Genomic DNA, 25938 nt, shown 5'->3' with positions numbered 1-25938 from the left:
TTCTTTCTTATAATTTAACACCTAACGAAATATATGGTAACACGCCTTCTTTTGAAAAACCAAGCGTCATATTCACAACCAGCATTTTAGCCGGCACAATATAAAAACCTCCCCCGTAACCATCGTGCCAAAGGCTTGATGATTCACCATCGCTCCATACCCTTCCTAAATCATTAAACGCAATCAGGCCGATTGACCCAGGGAAAAGATACGAAGTAAAATCAAATAATTTCAATCTCATTTCTATGTTGTAGAAGAATTTATTATTGCCCGCAAAACGGTAATTCCTGTACCCTCTCAAGTTTGTGCTTCCACCTAAATAGCACATCTGAAAAAAGTATGGATCGCCTGCATTTAATCCGCCGCCGAAATGGTTGATCAATACAAATCTTGGGTCTTTATTAAAACTTGTATAAACAGTCATATCTGTTTCAAAGCGACCGAAATTCTGATTCGATTCATCCAGCTGCTGCATTCCTGTTAAGAAGGTATTCCAATATACCCCACGTATAGGCATAAATTCGCTGTTCCTTGTGTCAAGCTGAAAGCCGCCGATCAAACCTGCAAATATTTTTTTTGTAAATACGTTTTCTTCCGGATTGCTGCTGTCATATACATTAATATACCGGCCAATATTTTCAGTGGAATCTGTTGAATAATATTGTCCGATCAATCCGCCATACACCTTAAACGTGCGCGCAAATGTATGCTCCAGTTTTATTTGAGCCGTGATCAGGTTATATCGTGTACGGTAATAGGTAATAGGATTGTCGCCATTTTTTACAAATTCTGTTTCATTGCCTATGCCAAAAAAGTTAGAAACGTTATCTGGAGCGCGTGCATCAAAATTTATTTTCAGGTCATTGTTGCCAATGAACTTAACAAAATGTCCGGAATACTTAACATTTGTTGCTTTAGTGGCGAGTGCATGGCCAAGCAATAACCGATGACGCTGTGCATACGGCTCTTTTCTGAAGCCATGTTTGGTATACTGTATACCTGCACCAAGCCAGATGCCATCATCGAAATTGTAACCGCCTGCAGCCTGTGGCAGCAACTGATTGTACTTAAACGTACGTCCATTGTATTCGTTTATTTCCGGATGTGTACTTTTGTGTATGATTGCTTTTGAGCATTTCGGAAATTCATTTTCTTTGTCAGACCGATCGTATATAATAAGGTTTTTTCTACTGTGAACTGCAGCGTTTATATTAAATGAATCTTTTTCTGAACCGCCGACCATTCGCACTTTTATGGGAGACCGTCCTTTGCCGGTTACTTCAAATACATCTTCGCCACCCCTGCCGTACAATCGGATTTCTTTTGTTACTTTTTTATTAAAGGTGCGTTCATAAAAAACATTCCCTTTGCTTCCGTCTTTTTTGATTTTATAAACTTTTAAACGTATGTCGCCTTTGTTCTGATACGTTAATTCAAAAAAGTCATTTTTGTCTGAACCGGGAATCTCCACCGTTTGTGCTAAAAAAGCGTAAAATTTAAGTCCGTTTTTTAACAATGCATTTCTTCGTGCAATTAAATTATCGCGTATCTGATCGCCGCATTGCGCATATACACTGTCTGGCAGTTGATGTACGGCTTCTGTTACTATGGAATCTGTCAGCGTTGTCTGCAAATGCTTCAATACTTTTATCCATTCCGTATCATTAAGTTCATGTAAAAAAAACCGGTCAAAATACCGCGCGTTAAACATGAAGCCGTTAACATCCCTGATCTTTTCATCAAAGCCCTGTATTTTAGGCATGGCCCACTTTCGGGAAGCAATGTAGGGCAGTATACCGGAATTGACAAAATACGTTTGATCGCGGTCTCTCGGTATAGGTGCATAAACGGATCGCTTACCATCTATTGTTTTCTGCCAGCGCCATTGGTCTTCATGCCTGTCCCAATCACCAATAAGCAAGTCGAGCATACGTGCAGTAAGCACAGCCTTTTCATCAATCAGATTGTCGTTGTCTTCCTGCAGTTTCTCCAGCACTTTTGTTGTGTTATAGGTTCTGACAGCACCGTTGGATGTTGGTTGCCGCTCTTCAAATATGCAAATGCTGTTGGCAAATTCAGCCCGGTACATACCTAATGCAGGGTCATTCGGCACAAATACAATTTGAGGATTGGCATGAGGTACGCCTAGTGCTTCAGCAAGGATGGGTACTGTTAACGGCGCGTATGGCTGCGCAGCAGAGATCTGATCCTGAACAATGTTCTTCGCAACAGTACCTCTCAAGTTTTCAGGCAATGCTTTCGCCGGGTCTTTTTGAACCGTACGAAGTACCCATTCTTTTCCTGCAGCATCTACCATACGAAGCGACTTCGTCTGTTGCCCACCGCCTTGCTGCAAAATCTGCAAGCCTTCTTTCTCAATATAAAAAACAGTAAGTGTAACTGGTGTTGCCCAGATCTTACGATAATTTTCACCAAACCAAAAACGATGTGCATTGTTTACGTGATCATATTCCGGAGCAATAGCAACCGTAATACTGTCCTGCTGAATATCTGTTTCTGCTGTCAATGGAATTTCTTTGGGCAGTGGCTTCATGGGCAGCACAGTATCGTATGCTATTCTGTAATTAGCCTGCTCATCTACTTCATAGATAACAACCTGCTCACTTCCGTCTGATCTGTATACAAGTTCAACAAAGCCTCTCTGGTCTGAAACATAAGAAGCATTTTTGCCTTTTTTAACACGCTCTCTGTTTATGCCTGAGCCGCTCACAATATAACTTTGTGTCCCTTCCTGAATAAGCTGCAGCGAATGGTCGTGACCGCCTGCATAGATCACATCAGGAGCTGCAGACATTGCCTCTTCAATGCGTGAAACCATGCTTCGGTATTCCGGATGTTTTAAATCCTGAATGTTACCGAATGTTCCTCGAACCAATGGATATAAAGACCCTAACACTGGCAATGGAATATATGCATTATCAGCCATCTCTGTAAACGGGAACATATGCTGTTTCAACGTATAATAGCCGCCATGGATACCATAGCTGCGCATCGGCTGGTGTGATGTAAAAATAATCCGTTTGTTTCTGTTGCGATATGCAATATTTTTTAACGCATTGATTACATCCTCTTCTGTTTTACAGGCACAATCACTATCTATACCTGGTTTATCAAACGGATGCAGCCACCATTGTGTATCCAGTATAACCAGCGTTATGCTGTCATTAATAGTTATTTCTTCCGGACCGGGACAACCTTCTTTTGGCATAAAAATAATATTGCTTTTATGCAGGCTGTCTACCCATGCAGCCTGGCGTTTGATGCGTTCCCAACCTTCAGGACCGCTTTTCTGCCAGTCATGATTACCGGGCAATATATAAACGTTTGCAGCATGCGAATCGAACGGAAGCAATTGTTTCGATAGTACTTCTGTATAAGCTTCATAGTTGTTGTCTTCTTTGTCCGGCAATCCCTTTTCATACACATTATCCCCTAAAAATAAAATGGTTGCTGTACTGTCTGTTTGATTAATATGTCTGGCAACAGCTTCCGGTACAATACTTCTGCCATTTAATAATCTCCCTGCATCACCAATCAACACAAACCTGTGTGTAATAAACGGCTCTGGGGAAACTTGTGCAGAAGCTATAAATGAAAAAGCCAACAGGCAGAGAACCGCGGCTTGACGGACTATATTGTGCTTTACTAAAAGCATATATGTTATTTTTTTTGAATGGGTATTTTAATGATGGTCGGGCTGAACCCGGCTGCCTCATTGGATATGTACATATTCTGATTTTCATCAAAGGTTATTCCTTCAGGCTGCTGAAACATTGAAGCCGGCAATACATATTCTGCACGTACATTTCCGGATGCATCTAAAACAAGCAGTAATTTTTCAATCGAAGCCAATACATATATTTCTTTGGTTTGTGATTGAACTGCAACCGCCGACGGATGAAGCATACATGCATTTTTTAATCGTTGCCAATCAATGTTAGCGTCTTCTTTGGAAAGGTGTTTACCAGTAGTGGCATCGATAACATATGCTGTTGTAACCTTATTAGTTTTTGCTTCTTTGGAATTTTTAGGAATCAATACCAGTTCATTTGCAGCTTCACTTACATAAAAAGATTCGTATTCAGCCTTTGATCCTTCATAACTGAACGTTGTTACAGCGGAAATATCTTTGCCATCATACTGCATTTTAAAAATAGTACCGTCGCTGCGGAGCACGTAAATAGTATTGCCTGAAAATTGAATTTCTTCGTAATCGCCTTTTTCACCAAAGTGAATTTTATTCTTAATGCCGAATGTTTTAGAATCCAGTGTAAACACTATTCCCTGTTCATCATTAATAGCTAGAAATTCATTTCGTTTTACATCATACGCGAGTCCTGAAATTTCTTTTAAAGGCTCTTCCAATTCAACTGCTTCTAATGCTTCGCAGTTATACCCATTAATCTTGAATGTATTGCTTTTATCTGCTCCGCAAGCTGCTATTAAAAAAGCGGCGGTAAAAATATGAACTATGTTATTTTTTATATTCATTGTTTCGACATTTTCATGGCTACGCGAATAGCTTTTAACCCTACCACTCCCTGCACATCTTCCAGTTCCAGCTGTTCAATCTTTTCCTCTAATAAACCCTGTTGAATGTATTCATCAATCAAATTCATATATGCGTCCATTTCATTTGAATACAGGTATACAATAGCAATTTTACCCGGCTGTGTTAATCGTTCGTGTGTGTCGCGTATGTAAACTTTATCAATACGCTTTTTTATAACTTCATACCGGATGCTGTATGATCCTTCTACATCAAACCGATGTTCGTCTGCACGGAAACGAATGTCCAGCGGACTTGTATTGGCTAATATTAACTGCGTTGTTTCAAGTTTATAGATCACTTTTTTATGCATGGCAGATGCCACCAAACCCATGTGCAGCATGGTTTCAAGCTCCCATTTTTTAACAGATACAATCATTTCCGGAGTAATATGAATGTCAGGACTCAGGGATTGTCCAGCGTAGATTGTATATTCCCAGCCGTCTGTTCTGAATTTATCAAAATAAACCGGAATCAGTTTTTTCAGTTTTTGTTCCTGCACATCCAGCACTTCTTTTAGTGCATTATTGATACTGAATAAACTCTGCTCATAACTCAATTCTTCTTCATTTGAAAATTCAATATCTACATCAGGATAATTTTCCAGCAAATCCTGAGACGCTTTTTCAATAAACAACCGAAGATTCAGTTCCTGTTCATCTGCCAGGCTTTCTTCCAGCGAATCCTGCCAGTTACTCAAGTGTTCCTGTGAAGTAGTTTCTGTATCGCCGTATTTGGATAAAAATTCTTCTAATTTTTTTAAGTTCTTCTCGGAATCTTTCCGGATTGCTTTTTGCCGTTCGATAGATGAATTTTTAATATCAACAGCTCCATAAAATGGTGTAAGCTCTTTGAATGAAATATCCGGCAGTTTTGCATTTGGAGCTTTTTGCATTGTATGCCAGGCAACTTCATTAAACTTCCATTCTACAACCGATTGAATGGCCGTATAATTATGCATAATAAAGGATTCCATCTGTTCATGCAGTTTATTCGTTTGATACACGATAAACTCTGAATACATCGGCATAGCAGATTCTATCTTACGTACATCATCCAGGGAAATTTTTTCTTCTACTGTGCTGGCAAGCTCAATAACACCTATGAGATCCTGTTGATGAAATACCGGTATGATGGTAAAACTCTTAATTCCTTCTTCTATTAAATACGTTGCCAGTTCCAGTTTTACTTCTTCATTTTTATGTTGAAAAATATGAATCGGATATTCCTGGCTGATGGAACACATTTCAATAAAGCGTCCTAAAAAATCATTTAACTCAGCTGTTGTTAACTGTTTCTGGAGAACTTTAAATAAGATGCTGGTATAGTTAAATGATTTGTGATAAAATATTTTTTTGTTAATGTCGATCAATGGCAGAAAGCCTACTTCCAGCGTACTATTTTGCAATAAAGACAGTGTATTGTTTTTGATTCGCAGGTAGGCTTCCTTACGCGACATGGTATGCATCGTAGCGACGTTTTCTCTCAGTTCATTTACTGATTCAGAAATGGTTTCGTCTTTAATTGTAAAAAGAATAAATCCTTCCAAACCAAAACCGGCAAGCGGCAATTGATTTTTAATTTCTTTAATCGATTCAATATTTCCCTTCGCGTATTCAATCCATTCCTCATTCAATGCAGGCAACGCACCTGAATAATTAATGTCTACAAATTGATTGTTTGTTACAAAATGATAATGTCGCTTAAATCCTTCGTCATTGTCTGTTAATCGCAGTAAGGTTTGAGAAGAGTGCTGCAGAATATCCTTCACGCCATAACATTTATATAGAATATCCATGTAAAGTCTCCGTGTATATTCCTCATTCACAAAACTGTCATGCAAACGCAATTTCAGATTGCCGTCTACGTCAGAAATAAGTTTTTTAAATTCTTTTGAATAGGAAAAAAATTTCATCGGTGAAGAGGGTGTGCCGATTGCGTATAAATGATTAGAACCCTGATATGAAATATGATTGAGATGAATCAAATCAATCAGATCCGTGAAGGGATTCAGGATTGACCAGTCTTTTATCGGTTTTAGTAATTCAGGATTTGTATGTAATACCGAAGCGATTGATTGGAGATATGCTTTATAGATAATGTTATCAGATTCTTCGATCTGCGCTTCAATGAATTTCAAATACGGTTTAAAAGAAAGTTCCCAATGCAAGGAAAATGCAAAACGAAAAGGAACATTCACCGATAATGTTTTCAATAGAAAATATAGTTAGTTAATTACCCATGCCATTCAATCTGTATATGAATGACATGGGTAATTTAACTATTTTTTTGGTTCAGAAGTAACGGCTTAGTTGAAATATTCATCCGGCAAATTTATTTGCTGAATCCGTTCTTTCTTCTCTTTTTAAATACAATATTCTGTGTACTTATTCGTCTTCCTTCTCTTTTACTTTAAAAAACAGGAATTTCTTTTCTTTCACTTCTCCATTATTGTTAAAAGAGACCGAATCATCAATCGTTTTTTGATAAGCTTCGATAAAGGCATTTTTTACAACACGCACGACTGTTGTGAATATGTCTGTATCAATTTTATCATCCAGCTTGCCTTCAATCGGCACTTTAGTAGCGAAACGGTCTTTACGATGATTCTTAAATACAGCAAACGTCGTTCCAATAGCTGCTTGCCAGACTTTTTGTAAAAAGGTAGGCCCATCCTGATCCCAGTCAAGTACATCTACATCTTCAAGCACAGGTTTTACATACCCTTGCACATTTGAATTTTTTACAGACATTTCACTGAATATAGACAGCTTTCCTTTTTCAAAATCAAACTTGCCATATGCCTTAGCAAAATCATTTAAGGCTTTCAATTGAATATCTGTAAACTTCATGTTTATATCCGCATCAGGCACTTGTTTAAGCAAATTCACCTGGCCTAAGATTGACAGATTACCGCCTCCTATTGAGCTGCCGCTTACGGTCAGATCAGAAGGCAGAGCTTTTTCTTTATCTTCAACATTTGTAATATTTGTCAATAGCAATTCAAATTGATTTACAAATATGTCCACCTTCGGACTGGCATGAAAATCATTGTATTTGATTTTGCCGTTATGTATTTCAAATCTGTTGATTTCAATCGGCAATAACTTATCTAATGCTTCTGTCCAATCTCCATCTGCACCTGTCTGAGAAGTTTCTTTAGTGGGACCTGCTACAAAAGTTAATACCGGATCAAAAAATGCTACTTTCGCTTTGACAGCTCCTTTAAATAGCGCTTTCCATTCTACAGCCAAGTCTATCTTAGGTGCAACTAAAAATGGAACGGGTACTTTACCTGTAGTTTTATTAATTTCAAGCCCATTAATTACGTATGCACCTCGTATCAGCCAGATGTCAACGTCTTCCACATGCCCGCTGTATTCACCCATATCGGCCAGCGTTTTGTTCAGATAATTTTTAACAATTGTCGGGAGCAGTAAACGGAAAATAATCAATGCAACAATAATCACAGTAAGGGTGATGGTAATGATTTTTTTCTTTTTTGACATTCTCTGGTAAAAGCTCATAGCTGTATGATTTAATTCAATAAAATACTTATACTTCTGAAAGTACCATGAACAGGTACCTTCAGAAGCTCTTATATTAAGTTACAATTAAATTATTTTATTTAGGAAACATTATAAAAAATAAATTTTCAATATGGAGATGATGTAAAAGTTGATTGTTTTGATGTAACTATGTCACAAAAATTGAAATGTATTTTATATTACACTACCCGGTATCCTACGATTAAACTTATCCCACGATTAAAATCGTGGGCTGTTTCCAAACAACAAAAATGTGCTTGATATAACAACTGTAACCCATAAAAACCCGCTTAAATAAAGGCTCAATAAAGCATAGTCAATGTGTCCCTGCTGAATCAAATGATTTTTTGTCAATACAGCAATCGGAAAACATAAGGGCCAAATTAAGGAAACATATAATGCTGCCGGCCAAACATTATCCCCTTGAATGTTATTGCCAATACCCATCTTTTGCAGTAATCCAATAATAAGCCCTCCAGGCATACCCAGTAAAATAAAACTTACCATCATGATAGCTGCAGCAATCACAAGTGATATGATAAATTCCTTTTGAAACGGCTCAATGAATGTATAGCTATTTATTGATACATATTTTATACCAGATGCAATTTTATAGATGATGCCACTTTGTTCATTTTCTTTCTTCAGAATATAAATAAAAAGCACATTATAACTCACGTATAAAGCTAAGCACAGCAACAGTGCGTTTCTGATACGTCCACCTGTTTCTTTTGGTATAAATTTATGATCGGTAAAAAACATGATGCTGTAGAGGATGAAGAAGCAGTTAGCCAGAAGAATGATCATGTATTTCATTGATAGAATAATTCTGTTGAAACAGTTCTGCTAAATGTAACGCTTAATTTTTTATTAGTAGATATAGCTGAATGTATAACTTTTTCTTTCAACAAGTACTTCTGCGTGTGTGTCCCAAATGGTGATTGGCTCGCGGTATCTTAACTCTATGTTTCTATACATATATTTGCCAGCTGATTTAATCGAAAACGAATGAGCGCCTCTTAAAAATGAAACCGCCTGCGTAATGTGCAGAATAGTATCTACCCGCAAATACAAACCATGGTGTTCAATATTATATCCTCTTGAGGTATGGGTAGTGTCTTGTGCATTTGATAGTAAAGGAAAGAACAATAGAGTCAGAAATACGAATTTTTTCATTGGGGCATTACATAGGAATTTATAACAACTTTAAGCTGCATGGATTACAACAAGCGGGATCAAAATTATTATCTTTTGTTAACAGAATAGCATTGCGACTTTCATAAATTCTATTAACAAATTTATAACACCCTAAAAATTAAATCATTGACAAATAAATTATTAAAATTTATTTTTACATATTTTGCCTAATATTCAATACTTTATACAATTACTTCAGTATTCTGAAGAAGTAAAATGACTTTTTGGTACGTTTATTTACTTAAACTGATCCGTAATAATCTGTCAAAATGTTATACAGGAATATCACACGAGTATTTAGTATTAACAAAAAAGACAGCCCTTTCGGGCTGTCTTCTCTATTTTTATATCTCACGAATAAATTACTTCGTAACTTTTTCAGTTTGTGCTTTTGCAGGATAGTAAATCGTTTCTGAAAGCGATGTGCCTGGTGCAACCATTGGCAATACGTTTTCTTCTTTCATTACGTATGCATGAATCAAATACGGACCTTTATGATCGGTAGCAGTTTGAATTGCCTTCTTCAAATCTTCTGTATTGTCTACATAACAGGAGTCCATGCCGCATGCTTTTGCAAGCATTACAAAATCCGGATTCAATAAGTTTACACCACTGTAGTTTTTAGAATAGAATTGTTCCTGCCACTGACGTACCATTCCAAGATAGTTGTTATCTAAGATCAAGATCTTCACAGGCCATTTTTCCTGAACACACGTAACCATTTCCTGCATGTTCATCTGGAAGGAACCGTCACCTGTGATACACCATACATCGTTAAACGGTAACGCTGCCTGTGCACCCATAGCTGCCGGTAAGCCAAAGCCCATAGACCCCAGTCCGCCTGACGTTAAGAAATGGTTTGGTTTCAAACGCTGGCAATATTGTGCTGCCCACATCTGGTGTTGACCAACGTCTGTAGCAACAACCGCAGAACGATCCAGCATTTCATCCAGCAGCTGTATAGCCGCTACTTGTGTAAACTTGCTGTAATCTGCTTCCTGTAACGGATACTCTTCACGCCATTCGTTTAACTTCGCTAACCAGGCAGCTCTGTCGCGAATGTTGTTCTCCGTACGTGTATCCGGCATGCGATCAATAACGGTTTTCAAATCGCCGTTAATGAAAACGTTTGTCGGAACGTTTTTACTTGATTCACTTCTGTCTATATCAACATGTATTACTTTAGCTTTTGGTGCAAAGTCTGCAAGCTTGCCCGTAATACGGTCATCAAAACGGATACCCCATGCAACGATCAAATCTGCATTCTGTACCGCTTCGTTACAATACTTCATACCATGCATACCTAACCACTGGAAGTACAATGGATCATCGTGTTCCATAGCACCAATACCTAAGATGGTAGAAATTGCAGGAATATTTTCGCGGTGTACAAATGTTCTCAATTCGTCCCATGCTTTTGACAGCAATATGCCGTGTCCGCATAAGATCAACGGGCGTTCCGCCTGCTTGAACAGTTCAACAGCTGCTGCGATGTCCTGATCAGAGAAATTGTTTTTAACTTCACGTTCCGGCTTCACGAATTTGCTTTCCCAATCTTCATCCAATTCAACATATTCTCCTTGAATGCTTCTTGGAACATCGATCAATACAGGGCCCGGGCGACCGCTAACAGAAACGCGGTATGCTTCGCAGAAGATTTCTGCAGCATTTTCCAGACCTGTAAGTAAATATGTTTTCTTCGTGATCGGGATGCAGATACCTGTAATATCTGTTTCCTGAAACGCGTCAGAGCCGATTAAATGCAATGCAACCTGTCCGGTAATAGCAACCATAGGCACGCTATCTGCATAGGCATCAGCAATACCTGTTACTAAATTGGTAGCACCCGGACCAGATGTTGCCAGGCAAAAGCCCGGACGGCCTGTAACGCGTGCATAACCATTTGCCATGAAGGATGCTCCTTGTTCGTGACGCACGAGTACACAATTTAAACTACTGTATGCAAGTGCATCGTAGATAGGTAAAATTGCTCCGCCCGGGTAGGCAAAAAGATCACGTGCATCTAATAATTCAATGATGCGAACAATGTACTCGGCTCCTCTTAATTTAATCTTAGGCTTCATAAAGCTTAGCTTTTTAATTAATTATCGGTAACGCATCCCTCAGATGCAGAAGATACTAATTTCATGTATTTATATAACACGCCGGATGTAGCTCTTGGCGCAGGTTTTACCCATGCCGCACGGCGTTTGGTTACTTCCTCCTCGGAAATTTTAACTTCTAGGACTCTGTTTACTGCATCAATACGGATGATGTCGCCATTTTTTACAAGGCCAATCATACCCCCTTCTGTTGCTTCCGGTGTAATGTGGCCAACTACGAAACCATGTGTACCGCCAGAGAAACGTCCGTCTGTGATTAAGGCACATTCGTTGCCTAAACCTAAGCCCATTAATAGAGCAGTTGGCTTCAACATTTCAGGCATGCCCGGGCCGCCTTTCGGACCAACATAACGGATTACAATTACTTCACCTGATTTTACTTCATTAGCCTCTAAACCTTTGTTTACAGCCTCTTCAGAGTCGTACACGCGTGCAGGACCTTCAAAGTATGTTCCTTCTTTACCGGTAATCTTTGCCACAGAACCTTGTGGTGCAAGATTGCCATACAGAATCTGTAAGTGACCTGTTTGTTTGATCGGGTTTTCCCATGCATACATCAGATCCTGATCCGTAGGAAGATCCTGAGCTTCTTTTAAATTCTCTCCAACAGTTTTACCTGTTACAGTCATACAATCTAAATGAAGTAAATTATGTTTTGCCAACAAACGCATTACAGAAGGTACGCCGCCAATAGCGTCCATATCTTCCATCATATACTTGCCGCTTGGTTTTAAATCTGCCAGTAACGGTGTTGTATTACCGATGCGTTGAAAATCATCGATCGTTAATTTAACACCCGCAGCTTTTGCAATTGCAATTAAGTGCATTACCGCATTTGTAGAACCACCCAATACCAGGATCACACGGATAGCATTTTCAAATGCCTCGAATGTCATGATATCACGCGGCTTGATATCTTTCTCCAGCAGATGCATCATTGCTTTGCCAAGCGCCAATGTTTCTGCCTTTTTCTTTTCGCTTGTTGCAGGTGCCGTTGAAGAATAAGGAAGTGTTAATCCCATTGCTTCAATTGCAGATGCCATTGTGTTTGCTGTGTACATGCCACCACAGGCACCCGCACCCGGACATGCATTTTTAATTACACCCTGGTAATCTTCTTCAGTGATTGTGCCGGCTACTTTTTTACCCAATGCTTCAAAAGCTGAAACGATGTTTAGTTTTTCGCCTTTGTAGTGACCTGAGTGAATTGTACCGCCGTATACCATGATTGACGGGCGATTCAAGCGAGCCATTGCAATAAGTGCGCCAGGCATGTTTTTATCACAACCTACAACGGTTACCAACGCATCGTAGTAATGAGCTTCACAAATTGTTTCAATTGAATCCGCAATTACGTCGCGTGATACAAGAGAGAAACGCATCCCTTCTGTACCCATTGAAATCCCATCACTTACGCCGATCGTGTTGAAACCAAGTCCAACCATACCGCCACGCGTAATACTGCCTTTAACTTGTCCGGCAAGGATATTTAAGTGCATGTTACATGTGTTACCATCGAAACCTGTACTGCCAATACCAACGATTGGCTTTTTCATATCCTCGTCTGTAAACCCAGCTCCATACATCATTGCCTGAGATGCGGGCTGAGATGGATCCTGGGTTAAACGTTTACTTATTTTATTTAATTCTGTACTCACAATAATCAATGTTAAAATTATGCAACAACGCTTGCGCCTTTAGCAACTAAGTTTGCAACATAGTCGCCAACTTCAGTAGTAGAGTTTGGTTTTTCACGACGGATATCGATCGTTAAAATTCCATCTTCCATTGCTTTCTCAACGGCAGCACGGATTGCTTTCGCTTCAGCTACCATTCCAAAAGAAGTTTCTAACAGCAATGCTGCTGAAAGAATTGCACCGTTCGGGTTTGCGATGTTCAGACCAGCGCCTTCAGGATAAGAACCGTGGATCGGCTCATACAAACCAACTACACTACCTACAGAAGCTGAAGGCAACATACCCATAGAACCTGTAATTACTGAAGCTTCATCTGTGATGATATCACCAAACATGTTTTCTGTTAACACAACGTCGAAGAAAGCAGGCTGTTGAATGATCTTCATTGCTGCGTTATCAACGAACATGAAATCAAGCGTAACATCAGCAAAGTTTGCTGCATGGTATTCTTTTACTACTTCTCTCCATAAACGGGAAGAAGCCAATACGTTTGCTTTATCTACCAACGTTACGTGGTTTTTGCGTTGACGTGCAGATTCAAACGCCAGTTTAGAGATGCGAAGAATTTCATCGCGTGTGTAAGTACATGTATCGAAAGCCATGTTGCCATCTTCGCTGCGACCACGTGTACCGAAGTAGATACCGCCAGTCAATTCACGGAACACAACGAAGTCTACATTCTGTACAAGATCTGCACGTAATGGAGAAGCGTTCTCTAATATTTTGTAAGTATTAACCGGACGAATGTTTGCGAACAAACCTAAAGCCTTACGCATTGCAAGCAAACCTTGCTCAGGACGTACTTTAGCTTTTGGATCGTTGTCATATTTCGGGTGACCGATAGCACCAAATAAGATTGCATCTGAACTTTGGCACACTTTCAATGTTTCTTCAGGAAAAGGATTCCCTGTTGCATCAATCGCAACAGCACCAACAAGCGCTTCTGTATAATGAAATTTATGACCGAAAGTTTTTTCTACTGCTTTCAAAACTTTTAATGCCTGATCCGTAACTTCCGGACCGATACCATCACCTTTTAATACTGCAATTTTCTTTTCCATGTTCTTAGGCGGAACGCCGAAAGCTTAAGGCTTAAGGCTCGTGTCGTTTAAATATTAACTTTTTGTTTCTTTATTAAGTAATGCTTGAGAAAACTCAAGTCATTCTGTTTTAATTTCTATTTGTTAGAGCGAAAAGCTTTAGGCCTTACGCTTTCAGCATTAAGCTAAAAGACTCAAATACTTTGATGTCTTCTCGTACGCTTCGATCTTATCTTTGATGCTTAATACATAATCGATATCATCGTACCCATTGATCAGACAAGTCTTTTTGTATTCGTTGATCACAAAACTTTCTTTCAAGTCTGTGCCGGCAATTGAGATTACCTGGTTTGCTAAATCAACAACCAATTCCTGTTTTGCATTTGCTGCAACGGCATCGAAAATGCTTTTTAAGAAAGCATCAGATACCTGTACCGGAAGAATGCCATTGTTTAACGCGTTACCACGGAAAATATCTGCAAAGAAAGAAGATACCACAACGCGGAAACCAGCATCGCCAATTGCCCAAGCAGCGTGCTCTCTTGAAGAACCGCAACCGAAGTTTTTACCAGCTACTAATATTTGTCCGCTGTACAACGGATTGTTCATTACGAAATCCGCTTTAGGCGTGCCATCCTGATTGTATCTCCAGTCACAGAAAAGGCTTTTGCCAAAACCTTCTTTTGTAGTTGCCTTTAAAAAACGTGCAGGTATAATTTGATCTGTATCCACATCTTCAATCGGAAGCGGAACGACAGTTGATTTTATTGTTATAAATTTTTCCATTGTTCGGAATGTTTTAAAATCTTAAATTCTTTTAATGAATGAAATTTGAATGTTGAAGATTAGTTCAACATTTCACGTACATCAACAATTTTGCCGCTTACCGCGATTGCTGCTGCAGTCAACGGACTTACAAGCAACGTACGGGCTCCGGGACCCTGACGGCCTTCGAAGTTACGGTTTGATGTAGATACACAATATTCACCTTTAGGAACTTTGTCTTCATTCATTGCAAGACAGGCAGAACAGCCCGGCTCTCTTAATTCAAAACCTGCTTCAGCCAATACTTTATCAATACCTTCCGCGATGGCTTGTTTTTCAACCTGCTTGGAACCCGGCACGATCAATGCATTGATGTTTGCAGCTTTTTGTTTGCCTTTTACAAATTCAGCAAACTGTCTTAAATCTTCGATACGACCGTTTGTACAGCTGCCTAAGAATACCCAGTTTACTTGTTTGCCAATCAACGAGTCACCAGCATGGAAGCCCATGTAGTCAAGTGCTTTGTTGAATGTTACTTTATTGCTTTCTTCAATAGAATCAAGAGAAGGAATGTTTTTATTTACACTGATACCCATACCCGGATTCGTTCCGTATGTGATCATCGGTCCGATATCCGCTGCATCGTATTTCAATGTTTTATCGAATACAGCATCTGAATCTGAATACAATGTTTTCCAGTATGCAACTGCTTCATCCCACTTAGCACCTTTAGGAGCGAACTCACGTCCTTTGATGTAGTTGAATGTCGTTTCATCCGGAGCAATCATGCCGCCGCGTGCACCCATTTCGATACTCATGTTGCAGATCGTCATACGTGCTTCCATAGAAAGCGACGTGATTGCAGAACCACAGTATTCAACGAAATAACCTGTGCCACCTGCTGCAGAGATCTGAGCGATCACATAAAGAATAACATCTTTCGCGGTTACACCTTTCGCAAGTTTACCGTTGATCTCAATTTTTAATGTTTTTGCTTTTGTCTGCATCAGACACTGTGTAGCCAATACCTGCTCAACTTCAGAAGTACCGATACCGAATGCGATTGAACCAAATGCACCGTGTGTAGATGTGTGTGAATCACCACAAACGATTGTCATACCCGGAAGTGTAGTTCCTGTTTCAGGCCCTACTACGTGTACAACACCTTGAGATGCGTGCCCTAAGCCATAAAGTGTAACACCGAATTTGTTGCAGTTCTCTGTTAATTTATCAACCTGAAAACGTGACAGATCTTCAACAATCGGCAAATTCTGTCCCTTAGTAGGAACGTTATGATCCGGAGTGGCTAATGTTCTTTCCGGACGGAAAACACCAATACCTCTTTTTTCAATCCCTGCAAATGCTTGCGGGCTTGTTACTTCGTGAATCAATTGTTTGTCGATGTACAAAATACTTGGACCATCTTTAACCTCTGTTACTACGTGTGCATTCCAAACTTTTTCGAATAAGGTCTTTCCCATTTCTATATTCAGATACTAGTGTATATTGTTGTTACTTAAATTTCTATTTGAATTATTTCGCGTAAACTTTACCACGCATTAATTCGTGTAAGTTTTCGTCTTCGACTTTTCTCAAATGATCGGCCATATCCAGGAACTGTGTATATGCCTGATCCAATTGATCTTTAGACAACATGTAACCGATTGTTGCCAAACGGTGATTCAATGCTGCACGTCCGCTGCGTGCAGTAAGAATGATCGAAGAAGAATCTGCTCCAACAGCAGCCGGATCAATGATCTCGTATGTTTCACGGTGCTTTAAGAAACCATCCTGGTGAATACCTGAAGAGTGTGCAAATGCATTTCTGCCAACAATTGCTTTGTTTGATTGAACCTGCATACGCATCAACGTGGATACCAAATGACTGATCGGAACCAATTTCTTATGATTGATTCCTGTCTCAAGGCCTAACGTCTCTTTGTGACATTCCATCGCCATTACTACTTCTTCAAGTGCTGTATTACCGGCACGTTCACCGATACCGTTGATTGTACATTCAACCTGACGTGCACCGTTTTGTAAGGCTGCAAGAGAATTAGCTGTTGCCAACCCTAAATCGTTGTGGCAATGCGCAGATAAAATAGCTTTATCAATATTTGATACATTGTCCATCAAATATTTGATACGCTCACCATACTGCCATGGCAACATATAGCCTGTTGTATCGGGAATGTTTACTACGTCTGCACCTGCTTCAATTACCGCTTCAACCATACGTGCAAGGAATGCCTGATCTGCGCGGCCTGCATCTTCGCAGAAGAACTCAACTTCATGAACAACCTTCTTCGCTTGCTTTACAGCAGCTACAGCCATTTCAAGAATGTTTTCACGGGTAGAACGAAGTTTATGTTCAATATGAATATCCGAACTGCCAATACCTGTATGAATACGGCTGCGCTTTGCAAAACGCAGGGCTTCACCGGCAATATTGATGTCCGCTTCTTTGGCACGTGTAAGTGCGCAAATAGTAGGGCGCGTTACTGCTTTGGTAATTTCTACAACTGAATTAAAGTCTCCTGGGCTTGAAACCGGGAAACCTGCTTCGATTACGTCGACACCTAATTCGTCCAACGCTTTCGCAACGATGATTTTTTCCTCAGTGTTCAATTGACAACCAGGGACCTGTTCACCATCTCTAAGTGTTGTGTCGAAAACGAAAATTCTCTTTCCCATAATAATACTTCGAACTATTTATTTGTATTTCTTAATACTCGCAACCGGATTCAAATGTAAAAAGTTAAAATTGCCTGATAGTTAAGTCCTTTCAAATCAAATGACCAAACCACACACGTGATTTATAATCTTTTTGTCATACTCAGAATACGATATGAAACAAAAATAGCTAAATATGAGGTAATTTTATTGTTAAATTCCATAATTATTACGGTTTCTGAAAACACATAGTGCATGCATCAGCTTTTATTATATAAATTAATATTATGTAAATTAAATAGTTAATAAATTTAATTTTTTAATTCTGCTTTTGAAAGTATAGTTTCTAGCACCAAATCTGAATTTTTTAGCTGTTTTATAATATTTCAAAGATTGTTTCTCCTTTTCCTGCTATTTTTATTTCTGGAATTCAATCTTTCGTTTTTAAATTTCACTACCTTCAACTTAATTCTTCTTTTTGTTGTTATACTGATATGATTGGAAATCGTTTCTCGACATATGTGCCGCCGCCCGCTCAGGAAAAAGGGTTTGGCGGACTAAATAAAATATTTCTGCATTTGCTTCAGCTTACTAATGGTGATGTTTCTGAGACACTTACCTGGATGAATGAACTGGATCAGCAATACAAATTTACAGACCCTTCGTACGGAATGGGTGATTTTATCAATGACCTGAAAGAAAATGGATTTATTACCGATGTTCCCGGAAGCGGCAATATTCCTCAGCCTACTTCAAAAACAGAGCAAAGTATCCGCAAATCTGCGTTGGAAGAAATTTTCGGAAAGCTGAAAAAGAACTCCGTTGGAAACCACAAGACAACAAAAAGCGGCCTTGGCGACGAATTCAATTCCGAATCCAGGCCGTTTCAATTTGGCGATACGCTGGATTCCATAGACATGACTTCTTCTATTCACAATGCACAGATCAATCACGGCATCGATGAATTTAAATTATACGATGAAGATCTCAGTGTTCGCGAGCGTGAACATAAATCTTCCAGCTCAACGGTTTTAATGATCGACATTTCACACTCCATGATTTTATATGGAGAAGACCGCATTACGCCTGCTAAAAAAGTAGCCATGGCATTGGCGGAACTAATTAAAATAAAATACCCCAAAGACACCCTGGATATTATCGTTTTTGGAGACGATGCCTGGCCGGTTGAACTCAGGGATCTTCCCTTTCTGCAGGTTGGACCTTACCATACCAATACCTATGCGGGACTGGAGCTGGCTATGGATATTCTGCGCAGAAGAAAGACATCCAACAAACAGATTTTCATGATCACGGATGGCAAGCCTACCTGTATCAAAGAACACGGGAGATATTATAAAAACAGTTTTGGTCTGGACCGGAAAGTAATTACAAAAACGATGAACATGGCTGCGCAATGTCGCAGATTAAAAATCCCGATTACAACGTTTATGATTGCCCGTGACCCATACTTACAGCAATTCGTGCGTGAGTTTACCCAAACCAATAATGGCAAGGCTTTTTATAGCGGCCTTGATGGTTTGGGTGATTTTGTTTTTGAAGATTACATAAAAAACAGGAAAAAGAATATTCGCTAAATACGAATATTCTTTTTCCTGTTTAAATTCCAAATCCCAAAAAACAATTCGCCGCGGCGAACCAAACTGCTCATTATCCGATTCCGTTTGGAATTTGAAATTTGTTTTTTGGGATTTTACAAACTGATATAAATTACCCATAAAGTATATATGAAGTACGACATGAAAAAAATCCGCACACTGGGCCAGTTAAAGGCGGCGGGTTATAAATCAAAAAGTGTAAAAGAAGAGATGCGTGATAATTTGATCGACGCATTAAAAAAGAAACACAATCCGTTTACAGGTATAAAAGGTTTTGAAGACTCTGTTATTCCTCAGCTGCAAACTGCTATTCTTGCAAAGCATAATATTATTTTACTTGGTTTGCGCGGACAGGCAAAGACGCGTATTGCACGAATGATGACGCATCTGCTGGATGAATACATGCCGGTGGTTGCTTTTTCAGAATTGAATGACGATCCGTTGAAACCATTGTCGCGTTTCGCAAAAGATGCAATCGATGAAGATGGCGACAGCACTCCTATTCAATGGGTACACAGAAGTGAGCGTTATACAGAGAAATTGGCGACGCCGGATGTTTCGGTTTCGGATCTGATCGGTGATGTAGACCCGATCAAAGCAGCTTCTTTAAAATTAACCTATGCCGATGAACGTGTGATTCACTATGGCTTGATTCCACGTTCGCACAGAGGAATTTTTGTAATCAACGAATTGCCCGATCTGCAAGCGCGTATACAAGTGGCATTGTTCAACATGCTGCAGGAAGGTGACATCCAGATTCGTGGTTTTAAATTACGGTTGCCGCTTGATATACAATTTGTATTTACCGCCAATCCGGAAGACTATACAAACCGCGGTTCTATTGTAACGCCATTGAAGGACCGGATTGATTCTCAGATATTGACGCACTATCCTAAAACCATTGAGATCTCTAAAGAGATCACGGCCCAGGAAGCAAACATCAGCGCGCATCAGCGCAAGCATGTAAACATTGACGATCTGTTAAGTATCCTTATTGAAGAGATTGCTTTTCAGGCGCGCCAGAGTGAATTTGTGGATCAGAAAAGCGGTGTGTCTGCGCGTATGACAATTTCGGCGATGGAGAATTTATTCAGTTATGCCGAACGCCGCATGCTCATTAACGGAGAGAAACATACATGCGCACGTCTTTCAGATCTGTATGCTGTAATACCATCTATTACAGGCAAAGTTGAATTGGTGTACGAAGGGGAACTGGAAGGTATTGCTAATGTTGCGTATTTCCTGATCGGCAAAGCCATTCGTTCAGAATTCACGCATCTTTTTCCTAACCCTGAAAAGCTGAAGAAGGATAAGAAAAAAGAAAATATTTATGCACCCATCATCTCCTGGTTTGGTGAAGGAAATAAAATAGATATCCTAAACGAAATGACGCAGGAGGCGTATGAGAAAACCCTGCTGTCAATACCGGGCTTGAAAGGGTTGGTTGAGAAACATGTTCCTGCCGCTTCTGCGGAACAGCAATTGTTATTGATGGAATTCGTGTTGAACGGACTGGCGGAGTTTTCTCAGTTAAGCAAAAACAAACTGGACCAGGAAATGCAGTTTAAGGATTTAGTCGGCTCTATGTTTGATGTGAACAAACCAAGTGAAGATGACGACGAGGATGAGCAAGGTGATGATTTTGGATTCAGCAATAATTAACTTTTTAACATCCTCAGGGTTAAAAACGCTGAGGATGTTTTTACCTGCAATTTTTCTTTTCTTTCAATATTAGTAGTATTGCAAACTATCTGATATTCATTCATGCCGTCACAAACGTTTCTTCGGAATTATCCATACTGTCTTACTGCTTTATATGCAGCGCTATATTGTATACTGCTGGCAGGTGTATTCGGGTTTGCACATAAACCGTGGACAGACGAAGAACATTTTTATTTTACAATACTCGAATTTATCAAACAGCCTGATTTAACTACCTTAAAGCATTATGAGGAAATGTCTACTCCGCTACCCTTTATTCTATATGGAATTTGGGGCTGGCTGTTTCATTCAGACTTAGCAACGCTGCGCATATTTTCTTTACTGATTGCTTTTGCAACCATATTCTCTGCCTTTTATTTATTTAAAAAAACAGGGCTAAGCACATTTGCTTCCTTCATGTGCGTTTTTATACTCAGTCTTAATCCGTATTTTATAGGCGTAAGCTTTTTTGTTTACACCGATATGCTGTGCGAATTATTTATGATATGGGCATTTATTTCGCTTATTCAACACAAGGTATGGTTATCCTGTATTTTTCTGTTGCTGGCTATTCTGTGCAGGCAATACATGGTTTTTTTTATTCCGGTAATTGCTGTCTGTATTTTTGTTAAAGAAAAATGTGTGCTGAACGTTTCACTGATAAAAAAATTGCTTCCTCTTTTAATCCCTGTACTTGGCTTGGGTATCCTCTTCCTGTTTTGGGGCGGTGCCAGTCCGGATAACAAATTAAAATCCTTATATATGTTTCAGACGTTTACTTTTCACGGCGATGCATTCACCGCTTATATGGCTGCCAGTATCGTTTATACATTTCCGTTACTAATATTTTCATTACGTGAAATACAGCCGCGACAGATATATATAACCATACCCATTGCAACGCTTTGGTATCTGTTCTTCCCTGTTCAAGGCTCTCAGGTTGCTATTGAATCTATGATACACATTGATACCATTGGTTTGGTGCATAAAACTACACACCTGCTGCCGCCTGTTGTAGAAGATGGGCTTTGGTATGTTTTATTTGTTACTGCGTGTTTTGTATTTGTCAACGCGTTTGAAAAAGCGATAAAAAATTACCGGTCGCTTACCTGCTTAGTATGCAGCAGCTGGCTGTTCTTTATCTTAACAATGTGTCTTTCTTATTTAACGTGGGAAAAATACCTGCTTCCGATATTGCCGATGTTATTGGTATACGGAGGATTGCTGTCCGATAAATTTTATTTAAAACAATTCGATCGAATAGGTAAATAAAGCTTCTGCTTTTGGCTGTAAAAATTGAATGCTTTCTTTTTTGATAAAATCTCCAGCAGCGTGTATATCATCTGCAACACCCATCCATGGCTCTAAGCAGACAAACGGACCTGGCTTTGACCAAATGCCAAACCAGGGATAATTTTTGTAATCAAAATGTAAGCCGTGTACAGACTTATTTGACTTTAATGAAATACGTTCTGAATGTAATCCTGACACAACGATTGCATCTTTGGAACCAAACAAGTTAACGGATAACGGAAGTTTATTATTCGTAAGCGGAACAGGTTCTGTTTGATCGCCACGTAAACCGCCGTCTAGCAGAACACGGTTTAGTTTTTCAGCCTTTTCAAATTCTAAATAATAGTCTTCAAATGTTTCTCCTTCCACCAGCGGGCAGCGGAAGCCCGGGTGTGCGCCTATTGAATAGTATAAGTCACTTGTACCCGAAGAATTGTGTATTTTATAAGCTACTTTCAGTATTGAATGTTCGATGGAGTAACTAATATCCAATTCAAATTCGTAGGGGAAATTTTTGAACGAATCTTCGCTATGGGTTAACCGATATACAAGAGTTGTATCTGTTGCAGAAACTAATGTAAATGCATTGTCGCGTGCGAAACCATGCTGTGACAAACTATATGTTTTGCCGCTAATGGTATACTGATTATCTTTTACTTTACCAACAATTGGAAATAATACAGGGGCTTTGCGGGGCCAAACCGCAGGATCACCCTGCCAAAGGTATTCAAGGTGAAATTGCTTATTAAAAATACTTTGTAATTCTGCACCATGCGGTGATACTTCTACTTTTACAAATGCATTCTCAATGATCTGGTTCATAATTATTTTTTCGGCAGTTCCTGCTCTTCCTCTATTTTCTGCTGTTCCTCTTCAATTGCCTTTTCTATATTCTCTCTGGTCTTGTTCCGTTTGTTTGAATACATATTAATTGCTTCAACCAATAAAGAAAAGAACATAGAAAAATATATATAGCCTTTTGGAACATGCTGATCAAAGCCCTCTGCAATAAGCAGAATACCGATCATCAATAAAAATGCCAGTGCAAGTACTTTAACGGAAGGATGCTTATTAATAAAGTCACTGATTGTTTTTGCAAACACCAACATTACAATCATTGAAATAACCACGGCAATTACCATGATTTCGATGTGATTGGATAAACCTACCGCGGTAAGAATTGAATCGAAAGAAAATACAACATCTAAGAGAATGATCTGCATAACGGCAGTGCTTAAGCCGCGGTTAATTTTCTCTTCGTGAATCTCTACATGGCCTTCCATCTTTTCGTAAATCTCACTTGTACTTTTATAGACAAGGAATAGACCACCGGCAATTAAAATCAAATCTCTCCAGCTGAATCCTATATCAAATAATGTAAAAATAGACTCATCCATTCCTACCAGATAGGTAATAAAGGACAGTAAAATAATACGAATAATTAATGCACCCGACAGTCCGATAAACCTAGCTTTAGACTGGATATCAATATTTAGTTTATCTGATATAATCGATATAAAAATAACATTATCAATCCCGAGTACAATTTCCATGATCGTAAGGGTGAGTAAGCTCATCCAGCCATCAAGTGTTAAAAACGCATCAAACATACGGTTCGCTAATTAGACCTTTAAGGTACGATTTTTTATTTTTCAAATGAAGTTTCCGAACGGCATTGCATTCATTAATTTTCTATTAAAGAATGATTATTTCTACACGTCGGTTTTTCTTTCTGTTCTCTTCAGTATTATTGGGCGCGATTGGCTTGGTACCACCAAAAGCTCTTGTTGTAATACGTTTATTATCAATACCTTTAGACACTAAATACGCTTTAACTGTTTCTACTCGTTTTTCAGACAGCGCTAAATTCAACGCGGCATCGCCCTGGTTATCTGTATGCCCGTCTAATTCTATACGTACGGTTGGATTTGTTTTTAACACTTCTACCATACGGTCTAACTCCGGGTAGGACGTTTCAATCAGATTGGGAGTACTTTGGTGAAAAAACACATTTTTCAGTTCTACCTTCTGGCCCGATTCTATTGGCACAAGCAACAAATCAACTTTAATTTCTGTATAGGTTGATTTAGCGTCGATGGTTATATTTTCATTTACGGAAAAATAGCCTGGCACCTGTGCTCTGTAGCCATAGGTATTTCCTCCGGGCAAAACAATTTTATAGGAGCCTGTAGTTGGGTTGGAATTGGCAATACCTGTGTTCACACCGGTAGCCAGAATATCGTATTCAATTTTTGCGCCGAGTGGCTTCCCTGTTTTTGCGTCAAGAACACGGCCGGAAATTATTGTAACCGGTTCAGGTTTAACCGAAGGTGATAACGCAACAACGTATATGTCCGAATGATAGACTTCATTTCTCCATGCATACGTGTACGCTACATCTCCTGAAGCCGGCACGGAAAATCCTAACTCGCCGGCATCGGTATTGATCTTTGGGCCCAGATTAATTGGCTTGCTCCAGTTTTTCCAGGTATCATCCAAGCGTTTGCTCATAAAAATATCATAACCGCCATATCCCATGTGTCCTGTTGAGCCGAAGTATAATGTTTTTCCATCGGAAGCTAAAAACGGTGTTGCTTCAGACTGAAACGTATTTACCGTTCTGCCCAGGTTCATTGGCTTCGTCCAGGATTTGTCTGCATTTCTAAAGCTTACATATAAATCCAGATCACCATATGAGTCTTTCATTTGAATACCCATCAGCATGGTTTTTCCATCGGCGGCTAAAAAATAAGACGTGTATTGATTCAGGTTTTCAAATTCTTTCAGGTTTACCTGTGTGGGTAATTCCCACCCTGAAGAAGTATGATTGGTTACCGAAACGCCGTCGCCCAGCGAGGAACCATCGGGTTTGTAGGTATTTGCTATTAATAATGTATTTACATCGGGTGTCATTGAACTTACAAAATTGTGTCCTTCATTATTCAAAGGCTTCCCGATATTCTGTGCATGACTCCACTTTCCGTCAGCGGTTCTGTTGGAATACCAGATATCTGTTTTTTCCGGGTTCCCGATATTCTTTGGGTCGCCGAGACGGGCAAAATATAAAATTTCCCCATCGGAAGAAATGATGGGATAGGATTCCGTATACTTTGTGTTGATTTCATCGCCCAGCGGTGTTGAGTTTCCGATGAGTGCAACATCCTTGCTAAGATTAATGGATACATCTACCGGCTCTTCTGTAGAAGCTACGCCAATAGCGTCTATGTAGTTCCATCCTTTTGAACCTTTTCCGGACGTGGTAATCAATAACGCAACAACAGGCGTCTTGATACGCTTCAGCGGAATGCTTAGCACACGTGATTTTTCCGCGCACGTCTCTGCCTTCTTGTTGTATACTCTTGACGTATTTCCGCTCGCTTCTATTACGGTAATGGATGTAATGGCACCCGGATTACAGGATTCTACAACAACAATCTGTTTTGCAATGATCGGATCACAAAAGCCTACTTTAACATACGTGTCGTATTCGATGTATCCTTTTTCGTTATAGCCTGCAATCCATGCATAACCGCTTTCCCTTCCGGCAAAACCCGGATAGACATTCGGCACACCTAAGACATGCTCCGGTGAAAACCATTTACCTCTGTACGTCTCGTCTGTTTCAATAACTTTGCATGCCCAGCGTACTTCCTGCTGTGCGTGACACACATGCACGGTAAATAAAAAGAAGATTAAAAAAATTCTCATACAGAAT

Annotated in this window: 18 protein-coding genes; 3 read left to right on the top strand and 15 right to left on the bottom strand. The window is 39.5% G+C overall.

Annotation, left to right across the window (positions count from 1 at the left end):
• Positions 1 to 7: 7 nt before the first annotated feature.
• From CHU_RS18235 to CHU_RS18180, 12 genes are all read right to left on the bottom strand, one after another.
• Positions 8 to 3676, bottom strand: a complete 3669-nt coding sequence (locus CHU_RS18235) for a BamA/TamA family outer membrane protein (RefSeq protein WP_011587090.1) — start codon at positions 3674 to 3676, stop codon at positions 8 to 10.
• Between the two features lie 5 nt (positions 3677 to 3681).
• Entirely contained in the window at positions 3682 to 4512 is an 831-nt protein-coding gene (locus CHU_RS18230) for an SdiA-regulated domain-containing protein (protein ID WP_011587089.1), read from the bottom strand.
• Positions 4509 to 6710 carry a GAF domain-containing protein gene (locus CHU_RS18225; protein WP_238379315.1) on the bottom strand — a complete coding sequence of 734 codons (2202 nt, stop codon included), beginning with the start codon at positions 6708 to 6710 and terminating at the stop codon, positions 4509 to 4511. Before CHU_RS18225 ends, CHU_RS18230 begins: the two co-directional genes overlap by 4 nt.
• A 247-nt stretch (positions 6711 to 6957) precedes the next feature.
• Entirely contained in the window at positions 6958 to 8079 is a 1122-nt protein-coding gene (locus CHU_RS18220; RefSeq protein WP_238379314.1) for a DUF748 domain-containing protein, read from the bottom strand.
• A 258-nt stretch (positions 8080 to 8337) separates the two neighbouring features.
• Complete coding sequence (locus CHU_RS18215; protein WP_011587086.1) at positions 8338 to 8925, bottom strand: hypothetical protein; 588 nt, start codon at positions 8923 to 8925, stop codon at positions 8338 to 8340.
• A 63-nt stretch (positions 8926 to 8988) separates the two neighbouring features.
• Entirely contained in the window at positions 8989 to 9294 is a 306-nt protein-coding gene (locus CHU_RS18210; RefSeq protein ID WP_011587085.1) for a hypothetical protein, read from the bottom strand.
• A gap of 383 nt (positions 9295 to 9677) precedes the next feature.
• Positions 9678 to 11399: a biosynthetic-type acetolactate synthase large subunit gene (gene ilvB / locus CHU_RS18205; protein WP_011587084.1), complete on the bottom strand. Its 1722-nt coding sequence runs from the start codon at positions 11397 to 11399 to the stop codon at positions 9678 to 9680.
• A 17-nt stretch (positions 11400 to 11416) separates the two neighbouring features.
• A complete protein-coding gene (ilvD, locus tag CHU_RS18200; RefSeq protein ID WP_011587083.1) occupies positions 11417 to 13105 on the bottom strand; it encodes a dihydroxy-acid dehydratase in 1689 nt (562 codons plus the stop codon).
• Positions 13106 to 13113: 8 nt separating this feature from the next.
• Positions 13114 to 14196, bottom strand: a complete 1083-nt coding sequence (gene leuB / locus CHU_RS18195) for a 3-isopropylmalate dehydrogenase (protein ID WP_011587082.1) — start codon at positions 14194 to 14196, stop codon at positions 13114 to 13116.
• Positions 14197 to 14355: 159 nt separating this feature from the next.
• On the bottom strand, positions 14356 to 14961 hold the full coding sequence (gene leuD, locus CHU_RS18190; protein WP_011587081.1) for a 3-isopropylmalate dehydratase small subunit: 606 nt from the start codon (positions 14959 to 14961) through the stop codon (positions 14356 to 14358).
• Between the two features lie 59 nt (positions 14962 to 15020).
• Complete coding sequence (gene leuC / locus CHU_RS18185) at positions 15021 to 16421, bottom strand: 3-isopropylmalate dehydratase large subunit (RefSeq protein WP_011587080.1); 1401 nt, start codon at positions 16419 to 16421, stop codon at positions 15021 to 15023.
• 52 nt (positions 16422 to 16473) lie between these two features.
• Positions 16474 to 17634, bottom strand: a complete 1161-nt coding sequence (locus CHU_RS18180) for a 2-isopropylmalate synthase (protein WP_011587079.1) — start codon at positions 17632 to 17634, stop codon at positions 16474 to 16476.
• A 473-nt stretch (positions 17635 to 18107) separates the two neighbouring features.
• Between CHU_RS18180 and CHU_RS18175 the strand changes: the two genes are divergently transcribed.
• From CHU_RS18175 to CHU_RS18165, 3 genes are all read left to right on the top strand, one after another.
• Positions 18108 to 19208, top strand: a complete 1101-nt coding sequence (locus tag CHU_RS18175) for a vWA domain-containing protein (RefSeq protein WP_041932495.1) — start codon at positions 18108 to 18110, stop codon at positions 19206 to 19208.
• A 150-nt stretch (positions 19209 to 19358) separates the two neighbouring features.
• Positions 19359 to 20891, top strand: a complete 1533-nt coding sequence (locus CHU_RS18170; protein ID WP_011587077.1) for a sigma 54-interacting transcriptional regulator — start codon at positions 19359 to 19361, stop codon at positions 20889 to 20891.
• Between the two features lie 102 nt (positions 20892 to 20993).
• The gene (locus tag CHU_RS18165) at positions 20994 to 22202 is read left to right on the top strand and encodes an ArnT family glycosyltransferase (protein WP_011587076.1); all 1209 of its coding nucleotides are present in this window, start codon (positions 20994 to 20996) and stop codon (positions 22200 to 22202) included.
• Here CHU_RS18165 and CHU_RS18160 read toward each other — a convergent pair.
• The 3 genes from CHU_RS18160 to CHU_RS18150 form a co-directional block, all read right to left on the bottom strand.
• A complete protein-coding gene (locus CHU_RS18160; RefSeq protein WP_011587075.1) occupies positions 22173 to 23045 on the bottom strand; it encodes an aldose 1-epimerase family protein in 873 nt (290 codons plus the stop codon). The two genes, CHU_RS18165 and CHU_RS18160, sit on opposite strands and share 30 nt — an antisense overlap.
• Positions 23046 to 23047: 2 nt before the next feature.
• Positions 23048 to 23833, bottom strand: coding sequence for a TerC family protein (locus CHU_RS18155; protein WP_011587074.1), 786 nt, complete (start codon positions 23831 to 23833; stop codon positions 23048 to 23050).
• A gap of 85 nt (positions 23834 to 23918) precedes the next feature.
• Positions 23919 to 25931: an OmpA family protein gene (locus CHU_RS18150; RefSeq protein WP_011587073.1), complete on the bottom strand. Its 2013-nt coding sequence runs from the start codon at positions 25929 to 25931 to the stop codon at positions 23919 to 23921.
• Positions 25932 to 25938: the final 7 nt, after the last annotated feature.

Source organism: Cytophaga hutchinsonii ATCC 33406 (genome assembly GCF_000014145.1).
Classification (GTDB): Bacteria; Bacteroidota; Bacteroidia; order Cytophagales; family Cytophagaceae; genus Cytophaga; species Cytophaga hutchinsonii.
This window is presented reverse-complemented; position numbering and strand designations above follow the sequence as displayed.